The organism is Nitrosomonas sp. ANs5, assembly GCF_050584665.1.
Classification (GTDB): Bacteria; Pseudomonadota; Gammaproteobacteria; order Burkholderiales; family Nitrosomonadaceae; genus Nitrosomonas.
On sequence record NZ_JBEUDO010000012.1, the window covers coordinates 37,898 to 61,384 of the forward strand.

Here is a 23,487-nt window from a genome sequence, read left to right on the forward strand (position 1 = left end):
ATAGTCGTAAATTTTGCTTATTCAACTCTCTTAACTACTCTCGAAGGAGAACTACATTGATGCAACGCAACGTTAAAGGCTTCACCCTCATTGAACTGATGATCGTGGTGGCGATCGTCGGTATCTTGGCGGCACTGGCTATTCCTGCTTATCAGGATTACACCATCCGCGCCCGTATTACTGAAGCAATCAGCATGGCATCGGCTGCCAAGACCACCGTCAGCGAGAATATCGCGGTCAATGGTGGCGAACCCCCTGCTGACGCCTGCCTGGGGGTCACCACCATCACGACCCCGACGACAAATATCAATTCAATGACCTGCGAATCTTCCTCGGGTAATATTACTGTCACAACCACCCCTGCAGCCGGAGGTGTCACATTGGTGTTTGCCCCGACACAACCAGGCTCGACAGGCAGCGCAATCATTTGGACTTGCACGCAAACCGCTGGCAGCAGCAATCATGTTCCGCCCAACTGCCGTGCCCCAGCCGAAGCTGGCGGCGTTGAGGAGAGCTGAAACCACGCATCCATGCCAGGCACAATAGTCGACTGACACCAGACATCCATTCAGCCTGTTGCCATCGACCCACCGCCCCAATGGGTGCCCCACTTAAGCTGGATCATTTCAGGCGCGGTGCCATGCCGCGCCTGAGTACCGCAGGCATCCCATCCCTTCATTCAAAGAATTCAGGATGCCAGCTGTATCATCTGATGCACACTGCGCGAACTTGGCGCATATCGGTAATGCCCTGCAAGACTTTTTCGATCCCGTCCTGCCTGAGCGTGCGCATGCCCTCGCGCAGTGCGGTGACGAGCATTTCGGCCACACGCGCGCGCTCCTGAATATTTTTCTTCATGGCATCGGTGGCAGTGAGCAGTTCATGCAGGGCGGCCCGGCCAGCGTAGCCAGTACCGTTGCAGTGGTCACAGCCTATCGGTTCATACAGCCTGATACGTTCATCTGCCTCACCATACTGTTCTATCCAGCGCGCCAAGATTTGCCGGTAGGCGGCACTGGGCTCCGCCTTAAATTGATCGACCTGTTTCAGATCCATGCAATATTCGGTCAGCAGCAGGCGGAGTTCTTCCGGACTGGCCACATGCGGCCGCTTGCACCGGCACAAGCGTTTGACCAGGCGCTGCGCCAGAATACCCAGCAATGCATCGGAAAAGTTAAATGAATCCATTCCCATATCCAGCAACCGGATGATGGATTCCGGCGCGCTGTTGGTATGCAGCGTGGCAAGCACCAGATGGCCGGTAAGCGACGCTTCGATGCCCATGCTAGTGGTTTCCCGGTCGCGCATTTCTCCCACCATGATAATATCCGGATCGGCCCGTAAAAAGGATTTCATCACCGTTGCAAAGGTCAGGCCGGCTTTGGGATTGATTTGCACCTGACGCAAGCCTGATTGCGTGATTTCAACCGGGTCCTCCGCTGTCCAAATCTTGGTTGCCGGTGTGTTCAGGTACTTGAGGATGGAATGCAGGGTGGTGGTCTTGCCGGAACCGGTCGGACCGCAAACGAAGAACAAGCCGTAGGGTTTAGCAATCAGCGACTTGAGCACCTGCAGATTCGGCCCGGCAAATCCCATCTTCTCCAGCGGAATCGGCTCACCCGCAGTCAGTATCCGCATGACCACGTCTTCCACTCCGCCAGCCGAAGGAATGGTCGCCACTCGCAACTCGATATCGAGAGTAGAAAATTTGCGAAAATTGATTTTGCCATCCTGCGGTTTGCGCTTCTCTGAAATATCCAGATCACACATAATCTTGATACGCGTAATCAACGGGTTGCGATAACGCGCCGGCAACTCGATATAAGGCATCAAGGAGCCGTCTTTACGAAAGCGGATGCGGGTATTGCCTTTAGCGGGCAATGGTTCGACATGAATATCGGATACGCCCATCTTGTAGGCATCCATAATGATGCGATTGACCAGCTTGACCAGCTCGTTATCCGCCGCTGCCAGGGCCTCATCGAGCTCACTGGCGGGCTCTTCCGTTTCTTCAACGAAACGCGACAGCATGCTATCAATACTATCCCCACCCTCTTTCAGTCCGTCCTCCCCATAAAACAAATCCAGGGTTGCCCGGAATTCACGCTGGGTGCAGACTGTATAGATAACCTTACGTTCGGGAAAAACCTGGTTGACGATACCCAACGTCTTGATGCGTTCGGGGTCCAGCGTCAGCACCGTCAAGCTATCCATACCGTCGTCTATCGGCAGCCAGCTGTTGCTCTCCACAAACTCTCGCTTGAGATACTTCAACAAGACGAGCGGCCTGGCACGGTCCGCTTGGTAGGGCTCGTATCTGACACCGAAGAAGGCGGCCAGCGCTGCGCCAATCTGAGCGGGTTCAATCTGGAACGTATCGAGCAAAATGTCTTCCAGGTTGCCCCCTGTTGCACGCGCTTTCTGTTTGGCCAATTCGAATTCCGAGGCACCGATCACACCGGTGGCAATCAAGCGATCGTAACGGGTGCGCGTGAACAGCCGTGGCCGTCGCTGCTGTTGAAAAGCACTCGCCAACGCCTGGCAAATCCCGCTCACACTGTCTGCCATATCTTGCACAAAAGGCTGATCATTCTGATGGTTGACAATCTGTACCATGCCCAGCAACTCATGGTGGCTGCGGCCTAAAATCGGGACTACCAGCACCTGCCTGCAACGAACACCGAAGCACGCTTCAACTTTCTGCAACCAATGCAGCTGAACACCTTTCGCCTTGAGTTCAGCAGGATCGGTTGCATCTTCGAGGTTGATCACTCTTTTATGCAGGCTAGCGTAGCCGATCAGACTGTGTCCATCGATCGGCAACTGAAACATCCGATTGGCTGTCTCCAGGCCACTGGTTACCTGCGAAAGCATGCCAGTCCCGTCCTCGCTGACCGCATAAATCATCAACTGGTCAGCTTGACACAATCGGCAAAGGTCTTGGCCTATCTCGGCCAGGATGACATCGATATTTCCAGCTGCTTCAATCTTCCCTATTACCGCCTGAAACTGCTGCACCAAGCCCAGCCAGTCGCGCTGACCTGGGAAACTTGCTACATCCGGCTGTACCTTGATAGGCATGTCCGCTTTCCTCCATCCTAGAACTCGAAAATATGGCCGCTCAATAATCTGCGTGGGTGACTCCGCGTAACACATGCGGTAATTTCGCACATGGTCAAATCCGCTTCATCCTGGCGCAAGTGAGTAATATATATTTCGGCATCATGCCGAAGCTTATTCAGCCCATCGGCCAGCATGGCTGGATAGAGATGTTTCGCATGCAGAGCGATGTCCCGTTTCGCATTGCTGAAGGCCGATTCGATGATCAGGTAGCGTAAATTATCAATGCGGTTGATTGCTTCCCATAGTGGCTCATGCGCGGTGGTGTCACCTGTGAATACCAGGCTGGCCCGCCCGGAATCTAGCCGGTAACCGATCGAAGGCACGACATGATGTGTCGGCAACGGCGTGATCTTGCGTCCATCCAGCATAATAGTTTCACCCACCGTAAGCGGCTGGTAGCGCATATAAGGCTGCCGGGCATTGGGGATAATGGAAAAATCGGGCCAGATATGCCCATTGAACACATGCTGTTGCAGGCTCTGCAAGGTGGCCGGCAAGGCATGTACGGTCAGTGGCTTGGCGCGCTGACAGCCGGCCGTATCGACCAGAAAAGGGATAAACGCAATATGATCCAAATGGGAATGGGTAACGAACACATGGTCGATTTTCAACAACGCATTCAAGCCAAGCTGACCCACCCCGGTGCCGGCATCGATCAGAATATCCTCATCCAGCAGCAACGCGGTGGTATATGCCCCCTCGCCTATGCCACCACTACAACCCAATATCCTCAGCTTCAAGATTGCATCACCTCCCTCTCCGATTTGACAAGACTTGCCGATGGCTGAGCCGTTGCCATGGATGAAGGTTAACTGCATCAGCTTTTCACAAGGCCGATGCGCGTTATTTGAGCAGCAGTACCGGGGTGGTTGCGAGCTGTATCAATTTGCTGGCAACCGAGCCAAGCAATAATCCCTTGATTGCGCCCAGCCCGCGTGGGCCGATGACAATCTGATCACATGTCATTTCGGCAGCAAATTGCACGATCATGGTCACGGGTTCTCCCACAATGATATGATGTTGGTAGACGATATTCGCCTGATCCAACAATGCGCGCGCCTGCCCCAGGTCCTTCAGCCCTTCTTCCTGGTGATATTTGCCGATTTCTTCCTTGTTGATGAACATGGCAATGTCACCATGTAGCGGCACCCGTACATTCAGCAGATGTATCTCTGGCTTTTCCTTATACCAGTCGAGCCGTTCCATAAATTGCTCCACAGCCCGGCCAGAAGCTTCGGATCCATCCACCGGCAGCAACATTTTTAACATGCAGCGCTCCTCCTTCACGTGTATTTCATCACAGACAAAACTCTTGGGCATGCGCCGGCAAACCGTCCCGGACAAGGACAAAGCCACGCCGGCCGATGAGAGCTGCCAATGACCCAGGCCGCCAGCAATCCCGTTTCCGGATAATATAGCTTTTCCGTCGTGGCCAGTTGCTCGAGCAGCTGCTGACGATCCTCAGTCTCTGTTTACGAGATCGACCGTTGTCCGCAGCTTCTTATGAATTCTGGCTGTCAGCCATTTTCCTGTCGCCACCACCAGCAATGCACCACAGGCCGGCACCAGCCAGTGCAGATAGGCAGCCCGGGCTTCTACCCAATCGTAGGTGACGGTATCGGTTGTCAGCATGCCGCCTGCAATCCAGCCAAGCAACCCGGCGCCGATGATGACAATGACAGGAAAGCGCTCCATCCACTTCATGATCACTTTGCTTCCCCAGACAATGATCGGCACACTGAAAACCAGGCCGAACATGACCAGGACAAGACTATCCCTGGCCGCACCGGCAATCCCTATGACATTGTCCAGACTCATCACCGTATCGGCAATGATGATGGTCCTGATGGCGCCAAACAGCGTCGGGCTGTCGCGCACGATGGGGCCATCGCTCGCAGGCTCGGGCAGCAACAGCTTGACCCCGATCCATAACAGCAGCATGGCGCCGGTAATCTTCAGAAACGGCAGTGAAAGCAAATGGAGTGCAAAAAACACCAGCATGATACGCATGCCGATTGCACCCACCATTCCCCAGAATATGCCCCGGTTACGCTGTGTCTCCGGCAAACGCCGGCATGCCAGTGCGATCACGACCGCATTGTCCGCCCCCAGGACAATATCGATGGCAATAATCTGAAAAACCGCCACCCAAAACAGGGAATCAGTCATTTCCATATTTTTCCCTTACTCATCGGTGATAAATGCGTAAATCTCATCCTGTCGTCGCAACGTATCCCGATAACCCATATCAATCAACGCCTGACAGTAAGACGCCTCGAACAATACATAACTCAGCATGGCCGAGCCGTTCGGTTTCATTGCCCCGACAGCCCGGAACAGATAACGCATGGTGCGCGGCAGACTGTCGGCATGCGCTTGCACATACTCTTCGATTTTTTCACTGGGAGAAATGACCATGGAATTGATTGGACGCAGTGACGGCGTTTTCTCTTTTTCACTATTCGGAATCAAGGCCAGTGTCTGATTGATACGCTGCAAACGCTCCAGATCGACATCGAGACTATCGACAAAAATACTGTTCAACACATGTCCCGCTATCTGTGCCATGGGTGGATAGCTGGTCACCTTCACCCGTTCACAATCGATATCCTTTTTTTCGTTCACACCAATCACCAATACCCGTTCCGCACCGAGATGCAGCGCCGGACTCAATGGTGCAAGTTGCCGCATGGAACCGTCACCGAAATATTCACGATTGACCCGGACTGCCGGAAAAATGAAGGGAATCGAGGCCGAGGCAATCAGATGCTGAATCCCGATCCGCACTGGCACACCGATCCGCTGCGCGCGTTTCCAGGGTGTAATGCTCAAATCGCCCTGATAAAATGTGACCGACTGGCCCGAAGCATATCCCCAGGCGGTTATACCCAGCGCATGCAGCGCACCCGCGTGGATGCTTCTGCGTATCCCCCTGAATGGTAGATGACGGCCCAGCAGGCGCTTGAGCGGCACATTATTCAATAGCGAGACAGGTCTGCCGGCCATTTTGCTGGAGATAACCGACCCCATGCAACGCAACGTATTCTGCAACACACCGGTCAGATCAGAACGATAAACCTGTTCGGTGCGCAGGTTCCCCCAAACCGATTCAAGCTGTTTCACACCCAGCGAGAAATGTGTTGCGGACATGGCAATCCCCGCTGCATTGATCGCACCCGCCGAGGTACCGCAAACAATGGGAAAAGGACTGCGTGCATGGGGCGGCAGCATTTCGGCTATGGCTCTGAGCGCCCCCACCTGATAGGCGGCTCGCGCGCCGCCACCGGTTAGCACGAGACCAAGCTTGGGTCGTGACAAGGGATATTTAGTTGTTTCACTCACAGACGACAGGTATTCTCCAGATTGTTTTCAGCTTGCCACGCGGCATTCGTGGACAGATTGTCCAAACGAAAGGATGGGGCGACGGTCAATCGCTCACGAGATTGGGGGCGATTGACCATCGCCTGGCTTGAAGCCATGCATAGACTCGATTTGAGTGACACTTGAAAAACTTGCGCCCATATGGGGCTACGACTTTCATCGCTCATCCTGATATTGCGCCCATTATCCGCCTATATTATGCGGCATGGTATTCTGCTCCAATGCCCTCCCGGCCTTTCAGTTGTTGCAAGGGTTACATCAGGACCGGCGCATGGAAGTATGACAAAACTCACCTTCCTCTTCCCATCTATTCACTATACTGATTCGCAAGTCCACTGCATAGGAAGCTGATTCAGAAAATAGAATAACCCAGTGTGAAAAAGCCAGGGAAACCGGATTCTCATTCCAATTCCGGCCAATAGCTTATTTATGGTGCGATAGCTAGTACTCCGTTCCGCCAAAACGCTTACATGAAATCGCGCCTTCGCCTGTCATGCGTTGTTGCAAATCCTCGCCATAGCTACGGCTATGACTGCGGTTTGCGCCTAGCCTGGCAGGCGAATCCATCGATTTCATTTGTAAGCTAATTGGCGGAACGGAGTACTAGGAGGCTGTCCAAGAATAGCGATCGTAGCGAGGGCGAGGCTGGTTGAGTTGGATTTTTCGATCATTTGAGGCGAATAGTCGTTCTATTTAACGAAAAAGATCGTAAAATCCGGCCAATCAGGCTCGTCCGCAGTAGATCAGTCTATTCTCGGACAGCCTCCTAGACAATCATCCCCGATAAGCTTTCCTCCATTCATTCTCGTCTCTATTTTCGCACAACTTTCGCAAGATGCTCCTGGTAAGCTGCCGCAACAGCGTATAATGCGAAGCTGCAGTAAATGCTATTCGGATAATCGAGCATGAATCATGCGGATGGCTGGCTTTGCTATTTTACCAGCCGAGGTTCGTCAGTCCATGGATTATAAAATTTTTCACAAAGGTTAAAATATTCATGACATTCAGGCTCACATTAACAGTTAACCGGGTCAATACTCATACAACATGCTTGCCCGGCGCTGAATGGCATTGCCCGCATGTTCTCAAGATGGCGATTGATCATCTTGAGAAGGCACATTTATTCTGCTTACCCATGCGGCTGCTCAATGACTGCCATTTGACCTCTGAACCAGTAAAACAGGCACGATTTATCTTCATATAAGTGCATGTCTGATCCGGTTGCGATGACAAGCAGCGGTTAACTGAGTCGATACAACCAAATAACCTTGTAAAACATTATGACGCATACTGGGCTTTTCCCTCACATCGAACCCTTTGAACAAGGCATGCTGCCGCTCGACAGTATCCACACCATGTACTGGGAGCAATCAGGCAAACCTGATGGCGTGCCTGTCCTGTTTCTTCATGGCGGACCCGGGGCCGGATCCACCCCCGCTCATCGCCAGTTCTTCGACCCTGACCATTACCGGATCATCATCTATGACCAGCGTGGCGCCGGGCGTTCTACGCCACTGGGCGAAACACGTGATAATACGACGCCCCTGCTTATCGAAGACATCGAAACGCTGCGACAGCATCTTGGAATCGACAAATGGCTGGTATTTGGTGGCTCCTGGGGAAGCACACTGGCGCTGGCCTATGGAGAAACCCATCCAGATCGCTGCCTGGGATTTATTTTGCGAGGAATCTTTCTTTGCCGGACGAGTGAAATCAACTGGTTTCTGTATGGGTTGCGTAATTTCTTTCCCGAGGCCTGGCGTGAATTTGTCGCGCCGCTTTCACCCATCGAGTGTTGCGACATTCTTTCGACCTACTATCGCTTGCTGATGCACCCCGATCCTGCGATTCACATGCCTGCCGCCCGGTCATGGGGTCGCTACGAAGGACGTTGCTCCACCTTACTGCCCAGTCCGGAAACAGTCGACTATTTCGCCAGCGATTCCGTCGCGCTCGGCCTGGCCAGAATGGAAGCGCATTATTTCATTCACAACATTTTTCTGCCCGAAAACAGCCTGCTCGAAAACGTGGAAAAGCTTTATCATCTGCCTGCCGTAATCGTGCAAGGCCGTTACGACGCGGTCTGTCCGATTATTAGTGCGGAGGATCTTCACCGGGCATGGCCACAAGCAGACTATGTCATCGTCAATGATGCCGGCCATTCAGCGTGGGAACCCGGCATTCAAACCGAGCTGATCAAAGCAACCGAGGCTTTCAAGTCGAAATTGTAAAGCCAGTCCGGCATCAGTCCAGGCCGAGCTTGGAGAGATCGATCTGGCCAGCCATGTATGGTATGTCTACAGGCGCCTGATACGGTAAAACGCCAAGCAAGGGACAATCCAGGCGTTCAATCAGCGCACGGAGATTCTCTTCCGGCTGCAGCATAGCCGGATCGATCCGATTGGCCACCCAACCGGCCAAGGTCAAGCCAGCGGCATGAATGGCACGGCGAGTCAGCAGGGCGTGGTTGAGACAACCCAGCCTCATCCCGACGACCAATATGATCGGCAGTCCCAGCGCCCTGGCCAGATCGCTGATGTCGTGACGGCTGCCCAACGGCACCAGGAAACCGCCGGCACCCTCGACAATTGTGACATCCACCTGGGAGCGAAGGCTGGCGTATGATCGCTGAATCACATCCAAGTCGATTGCCAGACCCGCCTGCTGCGCAGCAATATGTGGCGCAATCGGTTCCGTGAAGGCGTATGGGTTGATCAAGGCGCGTGAGGCATCATGATTGCTTGCCGCGATCAGCAATTCCACATCTTGCCATTTTCCATTCTCACAACCCGCAGCTACCGGCTTCATGCCGGCTACGGAATGACCGCTTGCCCCCAGGGCCCGCAGCAACGCGCAGCTGACGACCGTCTTGCCAACACCGGTATCGGTGCCCGTTACGAACCATCCAGCCATCGTCACTGGCTAGACCAATCCGAGCTTGCGCCGGGTTTCCGGCTTGAGGCTGACGGTGCGTGGTTCCGGTTTCCAGGCGTGACCATACACGACCTCATAGGTTGCCGGCAACTTGCCATCCTGGCGCAACGCTTCGTAGCGATCGATTACCTGCTGCCAGACCCCTTTGCCAGTCAGGCCACGGCGCCGGCCATGCGTCACGTTTTGCGCACCGATTGCCTTGAGATCCCGCATCACGCCCCTGACATCATCATAGGTCAGTGTGATGTATTCCATATCCATGACCGGCAGTGAAAAACCACAATGCACCAACAGATCGCCAATGTCATGCATATCCGTAAAACGATTGACATGACTGAAGCGATCCACGGGTTTGAATGCTTGGCGCAACTCCTTCAACGTATCGGGCCCAAAGGTGCTGAACATCAGCAACCCACCCGCTTTCAGCACACGATGTGCTTCCGAGAATGTCTGTTTGAGATCATTGCACCATTGAATGGCCAGATTAGACCAGATCATTCCGATGCTGGCTTCGTGCAGCGGCAACTGCTCGATATCCGCGCAAATATAGCCCGTGCTGCGACGGTGGACAAATGGCAGCCATCGCCGCCAGCCAGGCAACATGTCAGTCCCAGATGCGCGCGCCTGCAGATGCATCGATTGCGCGATATCAATCGCCATCATCGCGGCTGCGGGATAGCGCGCAGCCAATAGACGTGTGCCATAACCCGGTCCGCTGCCGGCATCGAGTATCGTATCGGGCATATATTTTATATATTCCAAACGCGACAGCATGCGATCGCAGATCTCACGCTGCAGTACGGCCGACTGCTCATAGCTGGCAGCCGCCTGCTCAAATGCCCGCCGCAGCAGGCGCTTATCAAGGGTATGATCGTAAAGCATCGAAACAATCCGTGAACAATCTGGGGAAAGAAAGAAATGGGGCATGTCCGCAGTGCGGAATAGCCTTTAACTGCGCCTGGCGGAATTGCTGCTGCATCCAGTTGGCGGCATCAATCGGTGTAATCACATCATTCTCTCCATGTATCAACAAGACCGGCTGCATAATCTCCTTCAATTCGGCTCTCAAATCATTCGTCAACAAAATCTGCAGACCTGCCCGGAGGGCATTTGGTTCGGGTTGGGCGCGTTGCAAGAGGCTACTGCGCAATTGCGCCAGGACCTTGCTCTGATCGACACCCCCTCTCACCTGCAGCGTCAGAAAACGGCTCAGGGTTTGTTGATAGTCGCGCGCGAGATTTTCCATGAAGAACTGCAATGTCAGTGGCTCCATTCCCCATGGCCAGTCAACCCGTTTCACGAAACAGGGGGTGGTGGCAACCAGCACAAGCTGACGCACGCGTTCGGGCACCCGCAACGCCAACTTGATCGCAATCTGCCCGCCAAGCGACCAGCCACACACGATACAGCGTTCGGGCAGCTGGGTAGCAATCCGTGACACCACGCCCTCGAGCGTGTCAAGCTGGCAAGCGCGGCTTAATCCATGGCCTGGCAAATCGATCCGATGCAAACGAAAGCGTGATTGCAGCTTTGCCGCGACACTATCCCAGATACCACTGTGCATGGCCCAGCCATGCAGCATGACCAGATCGGGACCATCACCTGCCGTTTCAATATGCATCGCATTCATGAAATATCCGCCAACTCATGCAAGACTCTAACCAGCTGATCGATATCGGTTTCCGAATGGGCGGCAGACAATGTTATCCGTAACCGCGCCTGACCCTGTGGCACGGTCGGCGGGCGAATCGCCGGCACCCAGATGCCCTGTTCGCGCAAAGCCATACTCAGTCGCACGGCTTCCTGACTTTCCCCTACCAGTAACGGCTGAATCGGGGTCTCCGAGGCCATCAGTGCCCAGGGCAGGGCTTGCAATCCTCGCTGCAACCGTTCGATCAGGCACTGTAACCGCACTCGCCTCCAGGCCTGCTGTTCGATCAACTGCAAGCTCGTCAACAGCGTATGTGCCAGCAATGGTGGGGTTGCCGTGGTATAGCCATAACTACGCCCATGCTGTACGAGCGTTTCGATGACCGCTAATTGCCCAGCCACGAATGCCCCTGATACACCGGCAGCCTTCCCGAGCGTCGCCATATAAATGAGCTGGGGATACTGCTGGCCATGCGCGTTGGAAAAAAACAGGCTACCTTTGCCCTGTTCGCCCAACACACCGAATCCATGCGCGTCATCCAGCAGCAACCAGGCATCGAAACGCTGACACAATGCCAGCAAATCCGCGATCGGTGCCCTATCACCATCCATGCTGAATATCGCGTCAGTCATGACCAAACGCCGGCGTGCCGGGAATTTCTCTAACTGGCGCGCGAGCACGTCCAGATCAAGATGCGGATAACGAACGAATTGCGCGCGGGAAAGCAAGGCTGCGTCATTGAGTGACGCGTGGTTAAGCCGGTCAGCAAAGACCGCATCGCCGCGCCCGATCAGTGCGGTAACCGCTGCCAGATTGGCCATGTAGCCAGTTGAAAACAACAGTGCGCGTGGAAATCCGCTAAATTGCGCCAACGCCGTTTCCAGCTCGTGATGCGCGCGGGAATGGCCACTGATCAGATGCGATGCGCCCGCGCCCACGCCATAACGCCGCGCGCCTTCCACAACGGCATCAATCAGCGCTGGATGATTTGCCAGCCCCAGATAATCGTTACTACAAAATGCGAGATAATTTTTACCGTCAATCGTCACATGTGGTGACTGCGGCCCTTCCAGCACTGGACGAGAACGGTAGAGCCCATCCTGTTGCCGCGTGTGCAGCGCCGCACACAAATCTGTCAGCATAGTGCCTACAAGGCATGCAAACCCAGTTTCTCGAACAAGGCCATGTCGTCGTCCGCTTCGGGATTGCCCGTAGTCAGCAATTTCTCACCGTAGAATATGGAATTGGCTCCAGCCAGGAAGCATAATGCCTGCACCGCCTCCGGCATCTCCTGCCGGCCGGCGGAAAGCCTGACCATCGCTTTCGGCATGGTGATCCGCGCGGCCGCGATGGTCCTGATGAATTCAAAAGGATCGAGCTTGGGCGTGCCATACAACGGCGTCCCCTCGACCTGGACTAGGTAGTTGATCGGCACCGATTCCGGATAGGGATCGAGATTGGCCAGCTGCGCGATCAGGCCCGCCCGGGCTGCACGCGACTCTCCCATGCCAACGATACCGCCACAACAGACATTGATATCAGCGTTACGCACTTCCTGCAGCGTCTCAAGGCGATCCTGATAATGGCGCGTCGTGATGATTTCGTCATAAAACTCGGGCGCCGTATCAAGATTGTGGTTATAGTAATCCAGTCCAGCCTGTTTGAGCTGAGCAGCCTGGCCGGGTTTCAATATCCCCAGGGTGGCGCAGGTTTCCATTCCCAATGCCTTGACCGCAGCGATCATCTCAGCCATGCACTCGATGTCGCGCTGCTTGGGCCCCCGCCAGGCGGCGCCCATACAAAAGCGAGTCGCCCCGCTTTGTTTCGCTCGACTGGCCGCCGCCACGACTTCTTCCCGAGACAGCATCGCCTGATTCTGCACCCCGGTATGATAGCGCGCTGCCTGCGGACAATAGGCACAGTCCTCGGAACAGCCGCCGGTCTTGACGGACAGCAAAGTGGACAATTGCACGGCATTGGCCTCATGATGCTGGCGATGGATTGTTTGCGCCTGATAGAGCAGGTCTGCGAAGGGCAGATCCAATAATGCCTGGATGCGCGAAATAGGCCAACGAAACGACCGATCCGATTGACCCGAATGTGCTGATTGCGGCGCTGATTGCTTGTCAGAAATTAAACCAGTTCCAGATTCCATGTCCGTTGACGGCGAAAGCCTTGCTCCAAGTTATAATAAGTTCCGCCGAATCATCAGGGATAGCGCCAAAGTTGTCAAATTTTCTTTCTCAAATTCTGAACAAACGATTAAATCTTGGGCAGTGCTTTCAGCACGGGCAATGTCTGTTATGCCTTGCGGCCTGTGATCAGACTCTATGCGACGCCTGTATTCGCAGCCTGCCCTGGCTGCCTCGCGAGCATTGCCCGGCCTGTCTGCTGCCTATGACCCCTGCGCGCCTCTGCGGCACCTGCCTGTCCAAACCGTCAGTCTGGACAGATGCCAAAGCTGCTTTACAATATGCCTTCCCGGTTGACGCCATGATCCAGGCCTTGAAATACCAGGCTGATCTAACGCTTGCGCCCGTCCTGGCCGATTTGCTGTCTGCCGAAATTGCATCCACGACCCGGCCTGATTGCGTCGTTCCAGTGCCCATTCATCCAGCTAGATTGCGGCAAAGAGGATTTAATCAGGCACTCGAAATTGGCCGCCATTTATGCCGGAAAACAGGCAACAAGTTGCTGCCGGATGCATGCACACGCACCCGCGAAACGCCCTCCCAGACGGCACTCTCTTGGAAAAAACGGCGCAAGAATGTCCGGCACACCTTTGCCTGTGCGCTCGACTTCTCTGGACAACATGTTGCGATTCTGGATGACGTCATGACAAGCGGTGCAACGCTGGCTGAAATGGCCAGCGTGATTCAGCGCCAAGGCGCAGCCCGCATCAGCATCTGGGTCGTGGCACGCGTGCTGCCCCGCTCCCTTACCAACGCAGGACAATGAACCATGCATGACCGACCATCAACGCCCGGCTTGATCACATGACGCACACAACAATAGCCTTACCCATTATTCAAAGAAGTTGAACCCGGCATGCTCGAAATCATTCTCTACCAGCCCGAAATCCCGCCCAACACCGGCAATATCATCCGCCTATGCGCCAACACAGGCACACGCTTGCACCTGATCAAACCTCTGGGATTCCAACTGAACGACAAACAGCTACGGCGTGCGGGACTGGATTACCATGAATCGGCTTGCCTGATCATCCACGACAATTGGAATGCCTGCCTGGCAAATTTGCCAGGCAGGCGCATTTTCGCAGTCACCACCAAGGCGACACAGCATCACGATCAAATCAGCTACAGCGCTCAGGATGTTTTCTTATTCGGCTCGGAAAGCCGTGGTTTGCCCAAAGATCTGCTGGAGACTTTTCCGCATCATCGCCGCATTCGCATCCCGATGCTGCCCGCCCGCCGCAGCCTGAATCTGGCCAATTCTGCTGCGATTATCGTTTATGAGGCCTGGCGACAGAATGGTTTCGAGGGCGGAATGTAACGGCCAAATGGATGCCAACAAGGGGCACATAGCATTATAGCGCAACCACCGCGCCCAAATGCCTACTCAAGGCATTCTGGTAGGCGATATGGGCTGCGCTGACATCCTGCACAGCCACTCCCACTGATTTGAAATAAGTAATCTGATCGGGGCGACTACGACCCGCCTTCGATCCCGACAGGATCTCACCCAGTTCGGCATGGATATGCGCTTGGGTGATCAGCCCCTGCTGCAAGGGCACGATCAAATCACCCGCCTCATTGAGCGCTGATACTCTTGAATCGACAACGACCAGCGCACGACGCACCGTCTCGCTATCCACTTCCTGCATCGCTGCGGTATAAGAACCGACACCATTGACATGGGCACCCGGTTTGAGCTGTTTGCCGCTGAAAACGGGCGTGGATGAAGTGGTGGCCGTACAGATGATATCGGCTCCGGAAACAGCCCTATCGGCACTGGCCGCCACCGCGATGCGTTGCGGCACGGGCCCGGCACCTGCCATTTCGGCTGCCATCTTCTCAGCGTGGGCAGTGGTTGGACTATAGATACGCACTTCCTGAATATCACGCACGCAGCAGACGGCCTCCAGCTGCGTACGCGCCTGAACGCCACTGCCAATGATTGCGACGATGCTCGCATCAGCGCAGGCCAACAGATCTGTCGCCGCACCCGAGACGGCACCGGTACGAATAGCCGTGAGCGAGGCTGCCTCCATCAGCGCCAACGGCCGGCCTGTATCTGCTTCCAGCACCATGACAACCCCATGAATCAATGGCAAGCCCGTTGATGGATTGTCAGGAAAAACGGAAACCACTTTCACCGCCAGGCCCCGGCTTTGCTGCAGATGTGCCGGCATGACCAGCACCGTCCCGATCGTCTCTCCCGAGACGGCAGTCACTTCCAACCGGCTGCGCAGCGGCATTGCCGCTTGCCCCGCTGCCAACTGAAGAAAAGCCTGCTTCATGCCGGCAATGGCCTCCGTCATCGGCAAGACTTGCCTGATGTCAGCTGCAGATAAAATACGTATTTCCATAACAATATATTATTTATAAACAAAGATCAGTCATGATTAACCAGCCAGCGGTGCCACCGACCACCAATCATTGACACTTCCCTGGCAGGCCTTCAGTCATTCAAGGCAGAACGTATACGGCCACCCAGGTTCTCATGCAAGATACGAGGTGTCACAAATATCAACAATTCCCGCTTGTCATCGCGTTTTGCTGTATTCCTGAATAAATTGCCCAGAATGGGTATGTTCCCCAGGAAGGGCACCCGGTTGCGATCTTCTTTTTCTATCTGCTCAAAAATACCGCCAATGACCACCGTCCCACCATTCTCCACCAATACTTCAGTAATGATCTGCTTGGTATCGATGGCAGGTCCGGCGGGCGTATTCTCGCCACGGGTATCCTGATTGACCTGCAACTTCATGATGATATTGTCATCTGGTGTGATTTGCGGCGTGACTTTAAGACCAAGCACGGCTTTTTTGAACTGAATCTGCGGCCGGGTCGCACTGACGATCTGAAAGGGTATTTCAGTCCCTTGCTCGATACTCGCCTCCACCCGGTTGGCCGTAACCAAGCGTGGGCTGGCGATAATGCGCCCCTTGCTGTCCGATTCCAGCGCGGACAGTTCCAGATTGATCAACGTGCCATTATTAATCTTGATCAAACTCAGACCCAGCGCGGCCGGACCGCCGGCAACCCCGGCCAGCGCCGCGGCCGGCAAGTTGACATTCAGGTTTTGCCCGCCCGCGGGCGATATCCCGGCGGCCAGATCACTGGAATGATCCAGATTCCCCGAAATGCCCAGGTTGCGTCGCCCGATCCGGGTCGCGTTCTGCACGCCGAAACGGGCGCCTAGATTGCGGCTGAAGGTGTCGGTCGCTTCGACAATCCGGGTTTCGATCATGACCTGCCGCACCTGGGTATCAAGGTGACCAATATGCTTGGCCACTTCAGCCAGCCTGGCTGGGATATCGGTAACGGTCAGCGTATTGCTGATATCATCGATTTCGACCGCACCCCGCTGACTCAGGATGCCTTTGAGCGGAATTGAACTTGCCGTCCTGTAATTCAATTTGAAAGTTTCTGTATGCAATGTCTCCAGCTCTGAAATTTGCTGGCGTTGTTCCAACTGCAGTTTTTCTCGGGCAGCGATTTCTTCTCTTGGTGCTACAAAAATGACATTGCCCACTCTGCGCTTATCGAGATCATTTGTCTGCAGCACGATATCCAGTGCCTGGTCCCAGGGCACATCCTTCAACCTCAGGGTCAAGCTGCCCTTGACGGAATCGCTGGCGATGATATTCAGGTCGGTAAAATCGGCAATCACTTGTAAGACCGCGCGGACTTCCACATCCTGGAAATTGAGCGACAGCTTCTCTCCGGTATAACCCCCGCTGGCCAGCTTTTTATGGATAGGAATCTGCTCGTCCTCATTGACTGGCCTCACCTCGAGTATCAGCTGTCTCCCTGTCTGATAAGCTGCATGCGCCCAATGACCATAGGGTTCAATTGTCAACCATACACTGTCATCCTTTGTCATGGCCTCGATAAATTGCACCGGTGTGGCAAAATCCATGACATTCAGGCGCCGTTCGAGATTCGGCGGCAAGTAAGCTTTTGCAAACACCACCAGCAGCCTGCCACCCTGACGATGCACATCGATAACCGCTCCAGGCTGGGACAGCTCCACCACGACCCTCCCTTCGCCATGCGCCCCGCGCAGGAAGTCGACATCCAACAAGCTCAACCGTGTCCGGCCCTGCTGCACGTCAGCACTGGCAAACATTGCTGGATCAGAGGGTGTGTAGGCCAGCCCGGCTTCCTTGAGGACAATCAGCAGGTGGTGATTGTCAAGAGTGCTTTCAAAACCCACTGCTTTCGACAAATTCATGATCAAACGGGTTCGGTCCTCGGTCTGGACAACATCGATTCCATGCAGCACGCCCTGCCTGACTTCAACCCCAGATTTTCCAAGCGCACTGGCAGCCCGATCAAAATCGAAGTAGAGACGCGCAGGATTATTCAACAATACGCCGGCAGGAGGCACCGCGAGCGGTTGATCAAGTGTTATTCTGACAATCAACCAGCCATTCTCATGAACCGATATATCCAGCGCACGAATACTGTTTTTGACCATGGACGCATCCGCTGCGCGCGCCACCCAGACCGCCGCCAGCAAACAAACCCCTAATGCGCACAAAATCATTCGGGCGAACCACAGCTGCCTTTTGCTGCACCATGCCTCAAGCTTCATCCAGTTCATTATTCCCGCTCCCGCGTTTGCAGCATGAGTACGCTCATACGCTCAGTCCAGTCATGGTCGCCGTTGCGCACGATTTCCCTCAAAGTAATCTCCGCTTCGGTGATTTCCGCAATCAGGCCGAAATTTTCTCCCACATAATTCCCCCTTTTGACTCGATAAATACTGTTATCCGGCGTCTTGATCAAGCCAAAGACATGCCTGCCGCGCTGCAGCGAGCCGACCATGGTCAAATTCTCCAGCGGATAACTTTCCAGTACCTCCTTGGGGCGCGCCAGATCAGGTCGACGTTCATTCCGGACAGTTTTGTCCTGCCGGCCTGCACGATTACTGAAAGGATCCTGCAGGTCAAATGCCTGATAAACAAACCCATTGAGCGGCCGCATTGCCGGCAAGGCCTCTATTTCCTCCTGCAAACCCTCCCCCGGGTTTTCGATAAAAGCTTCCAAGTCATCATAACCTTGCTCGCCACAGCCACTGCTCAGCAGGATTATCAATAGAGACACGCCTAAATTCAGCCGCCCGATCAAGGATGTGCTCCATTGCGTTCAGCGCTTGCATCACCGAGATAGCGATAGGTTTTCGCAACCGCATGCAGCACCAGTTGATGGTTCTGGCCCGGAATAATTTCTATATCATGCAGCGTCACGATACGCGGCAACAAGGCCAGATCGCTGGCAAAGGCGCCAATATCGTGATAACCACCGGTTACCCTGAATGTAACCGGCAACTCGGCATAGAAGTCCTGGATGATTTCACGGGCAGCTGGTTTGAATAACTCGAACTGCAGCCCACGTCCCAGTCCAGCACGATTGATCTCCACCAACAAGGCATCCAGTTCGGATTTATCGGGCAATTGTGTTAACAGGGTGCTCAACGTTTGCTCTACATCTGCCAATTGCAAACGCAAAATATCGAGATTCATCGCACTGCGCTTCCTGAGCAAATAAGTGTTCTTGAGTTCGGCCTCTCGCGTCCGCGCCTGATCCAAGGTTGCCCACTGCGCTGTCCAGTCCAGAAAATACCCCGCCAGGATAATGCTCCCCAACAACCCTGCCAGCGCGCAGATCTTGGCCGCTCCCGGCCAATTACCCGGCTCACTGAAACGAATATGGACAATCTCATCCAGCAGGCTCATGACTGATTCCTCCCCCGTTCAGCATGCCTATCGATCACTTCTTGTTGAGCACTGCTGTCCGGTCGCTCGACAAGCCTGACACTCAAATCAAATTCATTGAGTCGCGCGCCATTCACGGTAACCGCCCTGATCTCAATCAGCAACGGCGACTCAAACCAGGGAGAAGCCTCCAGACTGCGCATCAAGCGTGACACCCAAACATGTGATTGGGCATAGCCGCCAAGATAAAGCTGCTGCTTGCTCTGCCTGAAACTTTTCAAATAGACGCCTTCCGGCACTCGCCGCGCAATTTGATCCAGTACCTGCACTACTTGAACGCGATTCGCCTGCAGGCTCTCGACCACATTCCTGCGCGCCAGCAGCACCTGGTTTTTTTCCCTGATCGCCTGGATTTCAGTCAGCTGCCGTTCAAGCTTGATCAGCTCAGCCTGCAGAAACCGATTGCGCTTGTCCTGATGCGCGATGCCAGTCGCCAGGATGGCATGTACACCCCACACCACCAGTACACCCAGCAACGATAGCAATCCGGCCATCCAGGCAAATTGCCGCCGGCGTACTTGGCGTTCAGTTTCACGATAGGGAAGCAAATTGATACGGATCATGCCGGTCGCCTCAATCGATCACACGTTGTTTATTCTTGCCATGGTTATGCCATACATCATCGGCCGCCTCCACCTGCCAGGCATTTCTGCATCAGTGCATCACAGAACCACGCCTGGCCAACCCGCTGGCAATCAGGAGTGCAGGGGCGTCCACCTTGAGTTGCCTAGACACAATGCGGCTTGACAACCCGATACCTGCGAATGGATTGACCCGTTGCGTCGTGATTTGCGTATGTTCGAATATAGTCTCCGTCAGGCCAGGGAGGCATGCGCAGCCACCGGAAAGAAAAATATAATCCACGCGGGCAAATGAGGTGGATGTAAAAAAGAACTGTAGCGCGCGGGTGATTTCCTGCAGCAATTGCCTGCGAAAAGGCGTTAAAACCTCGTGCGGGTAACTCTCTGGCAATGTTCCGCTGCGCTTGGCCATCTCGGCTTCCGCCAGCGAGAGCCCATAGCGGTCTTGGATGGCCTGGGTTAGCTGGTCACCTCCAAAAAACTGATCGCGCATATACACCGACGCATGATTGACAAGCACATTGATCCGCGTATTGCGGGCACCAATATCAACCAAAACAATCACTTTATCTCTACCCCCGCCCGGCAATTGCGGCATGATCACTTCCGAAAAAATGGTTTGGGCCGCAAACTGCTCGACATCCATCACGATCACTTTCAAACCTGCAATCATTGCAGCCGCCACGCGATCTTCGACTTTGTCCCGGCGCGAAGCCACCAGCAACACTTCCAAGTTTTCCGGATGATGGGGCACAGATCCCATGACCTGAAAATCGAGATTGACCTCATCCAGCGCAAACGGTATGTATTGGCTGGCCTCGGTTTCGACCTGGAAGATCAAATCATCTTCCTGCAAATCTGCTGGCAAACAGATCTTCCTGGTAATCACAAGCGCTGCCGGCAGCGCCATCGCAATTTTTTTCTGACGCGTGTCCATCCGCTGCCAAGCACGCCGGATGCTCTCTCCCACTGGGTCAAGCTGGTTGATGTTGCCATCCTGGATGGCTGCCGCCGGTATCGGCTCAATCACGTAGCGCTCCAGCCGGATCCCCTGAACACGCTTGTCCATTCGGGAAAACTCGACCATTTTGACCGAGGCAGCACCCACGTCCACACCTATCAACCTGGATGCGTTCCCCAGCAAACCAATACTGAAATTGATATTTTTCTTGAATATTGATTTATTCAACGCCATACTTATTGTTATATGTGGAATGGATTGCTCAAAAAATGCGCGGCGCTACCGCCCGTTCGACAATGCTCTGCTCCTGTTTATTTGCCCAATGACGTACATACCCGCAGTCGACGCCGATTCCTGGCAAATTTCGTAATGGGTTGATGCATGCCTTAACAACCGATAGACCCTTTATAATTCCGTGTTGAATTATTTTTTACCGACCCGAAACTAACTTCCAATGCTATTCCGCTGGTTTTTCCGTATCTTCCTGGCCATGTTCGCCGTGGGCATGGTCAGTGCCCTACTGCTGGTCTTTGCCGCACTGGTCATACTGCCGACCCTGCCTTCTCTTGACACGCTCACTGATTACCGCCCCAAAATACCTTTACGGATATATAGCGCCGAAGGTTTACTAATTGGTGAATTCGGTGAAGAACGGCGCGATTTTGTTAAGTTTGCTGAAGTGCCTGTTTCTCTCAGACAGGCTATTCTGGCAGCCGAGGATGATCGTTTCTACCAGCATCATGGCGTGGATTACATTGGTGTCTTACGCGCGATCTATTCCAACTTCACAGCTGGCGGCGCGCTCCAGGGTGCCAGCACCATTACCATGCAAGTCGCGCGTAACTTTTTTCTGACCAAGGAAAAAACACTGACCCGGAAATTCAGTGAGGCTTTATTGGCTTTTAAAATTGAACACAGCCTGGGCAAAGATCGTATCCTCGAGCTCTACATCAATCAGATCTACCTCGGACAGCGGAGCTACGGATTCGCGGCAGCGGCCCGGACCTATTTCAACAAGCCGCTGGGTGACATCACGCTAGCCGAAGCCGCCATGCTGGCCGGGCTTCCCAAGGCGCCCTCCCGTTTCAACCCCGTTGTCAATCTGGAACGCGCAAAAACACGACAGCAGTATGTTTTGCGAAGAATGCACGAACTCGAATACATTTCAGAAAATGAACTGGCACGCGCCAGGAAACAACCCATCACCATCCATCGGCCGGTCCGGGTATTTGCGATGCCGGCTGGCTACGTGGCTGAAATGGCGCGCCAAGTCGTCTACCAGCGTTATCGCGAAGAAGCGTACACGCGTGGCTTCAAGGTTTACACAACCTTGAGAAAAACCGACCAGGACGCGGCCTACCAGGCACTGCGCAAGGGGGTGATGACCTATGACGAACGCTACGGCTACCGGGGAGCCGAAGCATTTCTCGGGCTGCCCAAGCAACGCGCAGATCTGAAAAACACCCTGCAAGGCATCCGCGACAGTGACGATATTCTGGCTGCATTGGTGTTATCCGTCAGCACGGACTCGATTGAAGTCTATCTCAAAAGTGGCGAAACGATTCGAATCTCTGGCAACGGACTGAAACCGGGCCGGAAATTCATGACCAATGATGCCAAACTAGGCGATAAGCGGATCCGGCCGGGTGCGTTGATCCGCATAACCCAAGCAGGGAAAAATGGCTGGCAAATTGCACAACTGCCACAGATCGAAGCTGCACTGGTTGCAATCGATCCAGCCGATGGCGCCATCCGCGCATTGGTCGGCGGCTTTGATTTCAATCTTAATAAATTCAATCACGTCACGCAGGCCTGGCGCCAGCCGGGATCGAGCTTCAAGCCATTCATTTACTCCGCCTCGCTTGAAAAGGGCTTCACACCAGCCACCATCATCAATGATGCACCACTATTTCTAGGGCCCGAACAGACCGGAAGCAAACCCTGGGAACCGAAAAATTTTGACGGCAAATTCAGCGGTCCGATCAGGATGCGCACGGCACTGACCCATTCTAAAAACCTGGCCTCCATCCGCATTCTCCAGGCCATTGGCCCTGTTTACGCTCAGGACTACATTCAGCGCTTTGGTTTTGATGGCAAACAGCATGCCCCGGTTCTCCCCATGGCGCTTGGCGCCGGCTCGGTGACACCGATGCAAATGGCTGCTGGTTATGCTGTCTTTGCCAATGGCGGCTACCGCATCCATCCCTATTTCATTGAAAGAGTCGAGGACGATACCGGCAAGGTACTCGAACGGGCCCGATTTGCCACTGCGGCCAAAAATGCCAAGCAAGTCATTGATCCGCGCAATGCCTTTCTCATGTCCAGCATGATGCAAGATGTCATCCAAAGAGGCACCGCCACCCGGGCAAAAGCGCTGGGCCGCAACGATATCGCAGGCAAAACCGGCACAACCAGCAACTATATCGACGCCTGGTTCTGCGGGTATCAGAAAAGTCTGGTGGCAGTGGCTTGGATGGGCTTTGACAATCCCCGATCAATGGGGCGCAACGAAACCGGGGGGCGGACAGCATTGCCCATCTGGATCGACTACATGGCCAGCGCACTTAAATCCACACCCGTTGCCAATCCTTCTCCACCCAGGGGGGTCGTGGTTGCAAAAATCAATCCAGAAACGGGCTTGAGGGATGAATATGGAACGATCAATGAATATTTTTTCCAAGAACAGCTGCCTCCCGAAACGGATTATCTGTACCGGGATTTCGGCATCACTGATCAGCTCGAAAACCAGCTGTTCTGAGTGTCCATAAAGATCCTGTACTGACACCTGAGGGGCGGGGCACTGACCACCGCCATCAGACCGGGATCAAATCTATAGCGCTCATGTCGGAAATTCCCGGTCAGGGTATTGGGTCTCACCCGCGCTTAACTA

The 23,487-nt window shown here is 54.2% G+C and carries 22 protein-coding genes; 5 read left to right on the plus strand and 17 right to left on the minus strand.

Annotation, left to right across the window (positions count from 1 at the left end; all coding sequences use genetic code 11):
- The first annotated feature begins 59 nt into the window (after positions 1 to 59).
- Positions 60 to 518, plus strand: coding sequence for a pilin (locus ABTW62_RS04765; RefSeq protein WP_430903440.1), 459 nt, complete (start codon positions 60 to 62; stop codon positions 516 to 518).
- A gap of 187 nt (positions 519 to 705) precedes the next feature.
- On the opposite strand, the gene ABTW62_RS04770 is transcribed toward ABTW62_RS04765, so the two are convergent.
- The 6 genes from ABTW62_RS04770 to ABTW62_RS04795 all read right to left on the minus strand — a co-directional run bounded on the left by ABTW62_RS04770 (position 706) and on the right by ABTW62_RS04795 (position 6,671).
- Positions 706 to 3,081, minus strand: a complete 2,376-nt coding sequence (locus ABTW62_RS04770; RefSeq protein ID WP_430903441.1) for a GspE/PulE family protein — start codon at positions 3,079 to 3,081, stop codon at positions 706 to 708.
- A gap of 17 nt (positions 3,082 to 3,098) precedes the next feature.
- Entirely contained in the window at positions 3,099 to 3,863 is a 765-nt protein-coding gene (locus ABTW62_RS04775) for a 3',5'-cyclic-nucleotide phosphodiesterase (protein WP_430903462.1), read from the minus strand.
- Positions 3,864 to 3,966: 103 nt separating this feature from the next.
- On the minus strand, positions 3,967 to 4,392 hold the full coding sequence (locus ABTW62_RS04780; RefSeq protein ID WP_430903442.1) for a universal stress protein: 426 nt from the start codon (positions 4,390 to 4,392) through the stop codon (positions 3,967 to 3,969).
- Positions 4,393 to 4,584: 192 nt separating this feature from the next.
- A complete protein-coding gene (locus ABTW62_RS04785; RefSeq protein ID WP_430903443.1) occupies positions 4,585 to 5,298 on the minus strand; it encodes a TerC family protein in 714 nt (237 codons plus the stop codon).
- Between the two features lie 9 nt (positions 5,299 to 5,307).
- Positions 5,308 to 6,465 carry a patatin-like phospholipase family protein gene (locus tag ABTW62_RS04790; protein WP_430903444.1) on the minus strand — a complete coding sequence of 386 codons (1,158 nt, stop codon included), beginning with the start codon at positions 6,463 to 6,465 and terminating at the stop codon, positions 5,308 to 5,310.
- On the minus strand, positions 6,462 to 6,671 hold the full coding sequence (locus ABTW62_RS04795; RefSeq protein WP_430903445.1) for a hypothetical protein: 210 nt from the start codon (positions 6,669 to 6,671) through the stop codon (positions 6,462 to 6,464). The genes ABTW62_RS04790 and ABTW62_RS04795 overlap by 4 nt, the downstream gene beginning before the upstream one ends.
- A gap of 1,113 nt (positions 6,672 to 7,784) precedes the next feature.
- Here ABTW62_RS04795 and pip point away from each other — a divergent pair.
- A complete protein-coding gene (gene pip, locus ABTW62_RS04800) occupies positions 7,785 to 8,735 on the plus strand; it encodes a prolyl aminopeptidase (RefSeq protein ID WP_430903446.1) in 951 nt (316 codons plus the stop codon).
- A 13-nt stretch (positions 8,736 to 8,748) separates the two neighbouring features.
- Here pip and bioD read toward each other — a convergent pair whose 3' ends face one another.
- From bioD to bioB, 5 genes are read right to left on the minus strand one after another with little or no spacing between them, the layout of a single operon-like run.
- A complete protein-coding gene (bioD, locus tag ABTW62_RS04805; RefSeq protein WP_430903447.1) occupies positions 8,749 to 9,417 on the minus strand; it encodes a dethiobiotin synthase in 669 nt (222 codons plus the stop codon).
- Between the two features lie 9 nt (positions 9,418 to 9,426).
- Complete coding sequence (gene bioC, locus ABTW62_RS04810) at positions 9,427 to 10,320, minus strand: malonyl-ACP O-methyltransferase BioC (RefSeq protein WP_430903448.1); 894 nt, start codon at positions 10,318 to 10,320, stop codon at positions 9,427 to 9,429.
- Positions 10,298 to 11,068 carry a pimeloyl-ACP methyl ester esterase BioH gene (gene bioH, locus ABTW62_RS04815; RefSeq protein WP_430903449.1) on the minus strand — a complete coding sequence of 257 codons (771 nt, stop codon included), beginning with the start codon at positions 11,066 to 11,068 and terminating at the stop codon, positions 10,298 to 10,300. Before bioH ends, bioC begins: the two co-directional genes overlap by 23 nt.
- Complete coding sequence (gene bioF / locus ABTW62_RS04820) at positions 11,065 to 12,231, minus strand: 8-amino-7-oxononanoate synthase (RefSeq protein ID WP_430903450.1); 1,167 nt, start codon at positions 12,229 to 12,231, stop codon at positions 11,065 to 11,067. Before bioF ends, bioH begins: the two co-directional genes overlap by 4 nt.
- 5 nt (positions 12,232 to 12,236) lie before the next feature.
- Positions 12,237 to 13,244, minus strand: a complete 1,008-nt coding sequence (gene bioB, locus ABTW62_RS04825) for a biotin synthase BioB (protein WP_430903451.1) — start codon at positions 13,242 to 13,244, stop codon at positions 12,237 to 12,239.
- A 242-nt stretch (positions 13,245 to 13,486) separates the two neighbouring features.
- On the opposite strand from bioB, the gene ABTW62_RS04830 reads away from it, so the two are divergent.
- Entirely contained in the window at positions 13,487 to 14,047 is a 561-nt protein-coding gene (locus ABTW62_RS04830) for a ComF family protein (protein WP_430903452.1), read from the plus strand.
- Between the two features lie 90 nt (positions 14,048 to 14,137).
- Complete coding sequence (trmL, locus tag ABTW62_RS04835; RefSeq protein WP_430903453.1) at positions 14,138 to 14,602, plus strand: tRNA (uridine(34)/cytosine(34)/5-carboxymethylaminomethyluridine(34)-2'-O)-methyltransferase TrmL; 465 nt, start codon at positions 14,138 to 14,140, stop codon at positions 14,600 to 14,602.
- A 34-nt stretch (positions 14,603 to 14,636) separates the two neighbouring features.
- Here the strand turns inward: trmL and ABTW62_RS04840 are convergent, their stop codons facing one another.
- The 6 genes from ABTW62_RS04840 to ABTW62_RS04865 form a co-directional block, all read right to left on the minus strand.
- Positions 14,637 to 15,638 (minus strand): ornithine cyclodeaminase family protein, encoded by a 1,002-nt coding sequence (locus ABTW62_RS04840; RefSeq protein WP_430903454.1) that lies wholly within the window; start codon positions 15,636 to 15,638, stop codon positions 14,637 to 14,639.
- Positions 15,639 to 15,730: 92 nt separating this feature from the next.
- Positions 15,731 to 17,881 (minus strand): type IV pilus secretin PilQ, encoded by a 2,151-nt coding sequence (pilQ, locus tag ABTW62_RS04845; RefSeq protein ID WP_430903455.1) that lies wholly within the window; start codon positions 17,879 to 17,881, stop codon positions 15,731 to 15,733.
- Complete coding sequence (locus ABTW62_RS04850; RefSeq protein ID WP_430903456.1) at positions 17,881 to 18,384, minus strand: pilus assembly protein PilP; 504 nt, start codon at positions 18,382 to 18,384, stop codon at positions 17,881 to 17,883. Before ABTW62_RS04850 ends, pilQ begins: the two co-directional genes overlap by 1 nt.
- 20 nt (positions 18,385 to 18,404) lie before the next feature.
- Positions 18,405 to 19,016 carry a type 4a pilus biogenesis protein PilO gene (locus ABTW62_RS04855; RefSeq protein ID WP_430903457.1) on the minus strand — a complete coding sequence of 204 codons (612 nt, stop codon included), beginning with the start codon at positions 19,014 to 19,016 and terminating at the stop codon, positions 18,405 to 18,407.
- Positions 19,013 to 19,618 (minus strand): PilN domain-containing protein, encoded by a 606-nt coding sequence (locus ABTW62_RS04860; protein WP_430903458.1) that lies wholly within the window; start codon positions 19,616 to 19,618, stop codon positions 19,013 to 19,015. The genes ABTW62_RS04855 and ABTW62_RS04860 overlap by 4 nt, the downstream gene beginning before the upstream one ends.
- Before the next feature lie 91 nt (positions 19,619 to 19,709).
- Entirely contained in the window at positions 19,710 to 20,831 is a 1,122-nt protein-coding gene (locus ABTW62_RS04865) for a pilus assembly protein PilM (protein WP_430903459.1), read from the minus strand.
- 220 nt (positions 20,832 to 21,051) lie between these two features.
- On the opposite strand from ABTW62_RS04865, the gene ABTW62_RS04870 reads away from it, so the two are divergent.
- A complete protein-coding gene (locus ABTW62_RS04870) occupies positions 21,052 to 23,355 on the plus strand; it encodes a penicillin-binding protein 1A (RefSeq protein WP_430903460.1) in 2,304 nt (767 codons plus the stop codon).
- The last annotated feature ends 132 nt before the right edge of the window (positions 23,356 to 23,487 follow it).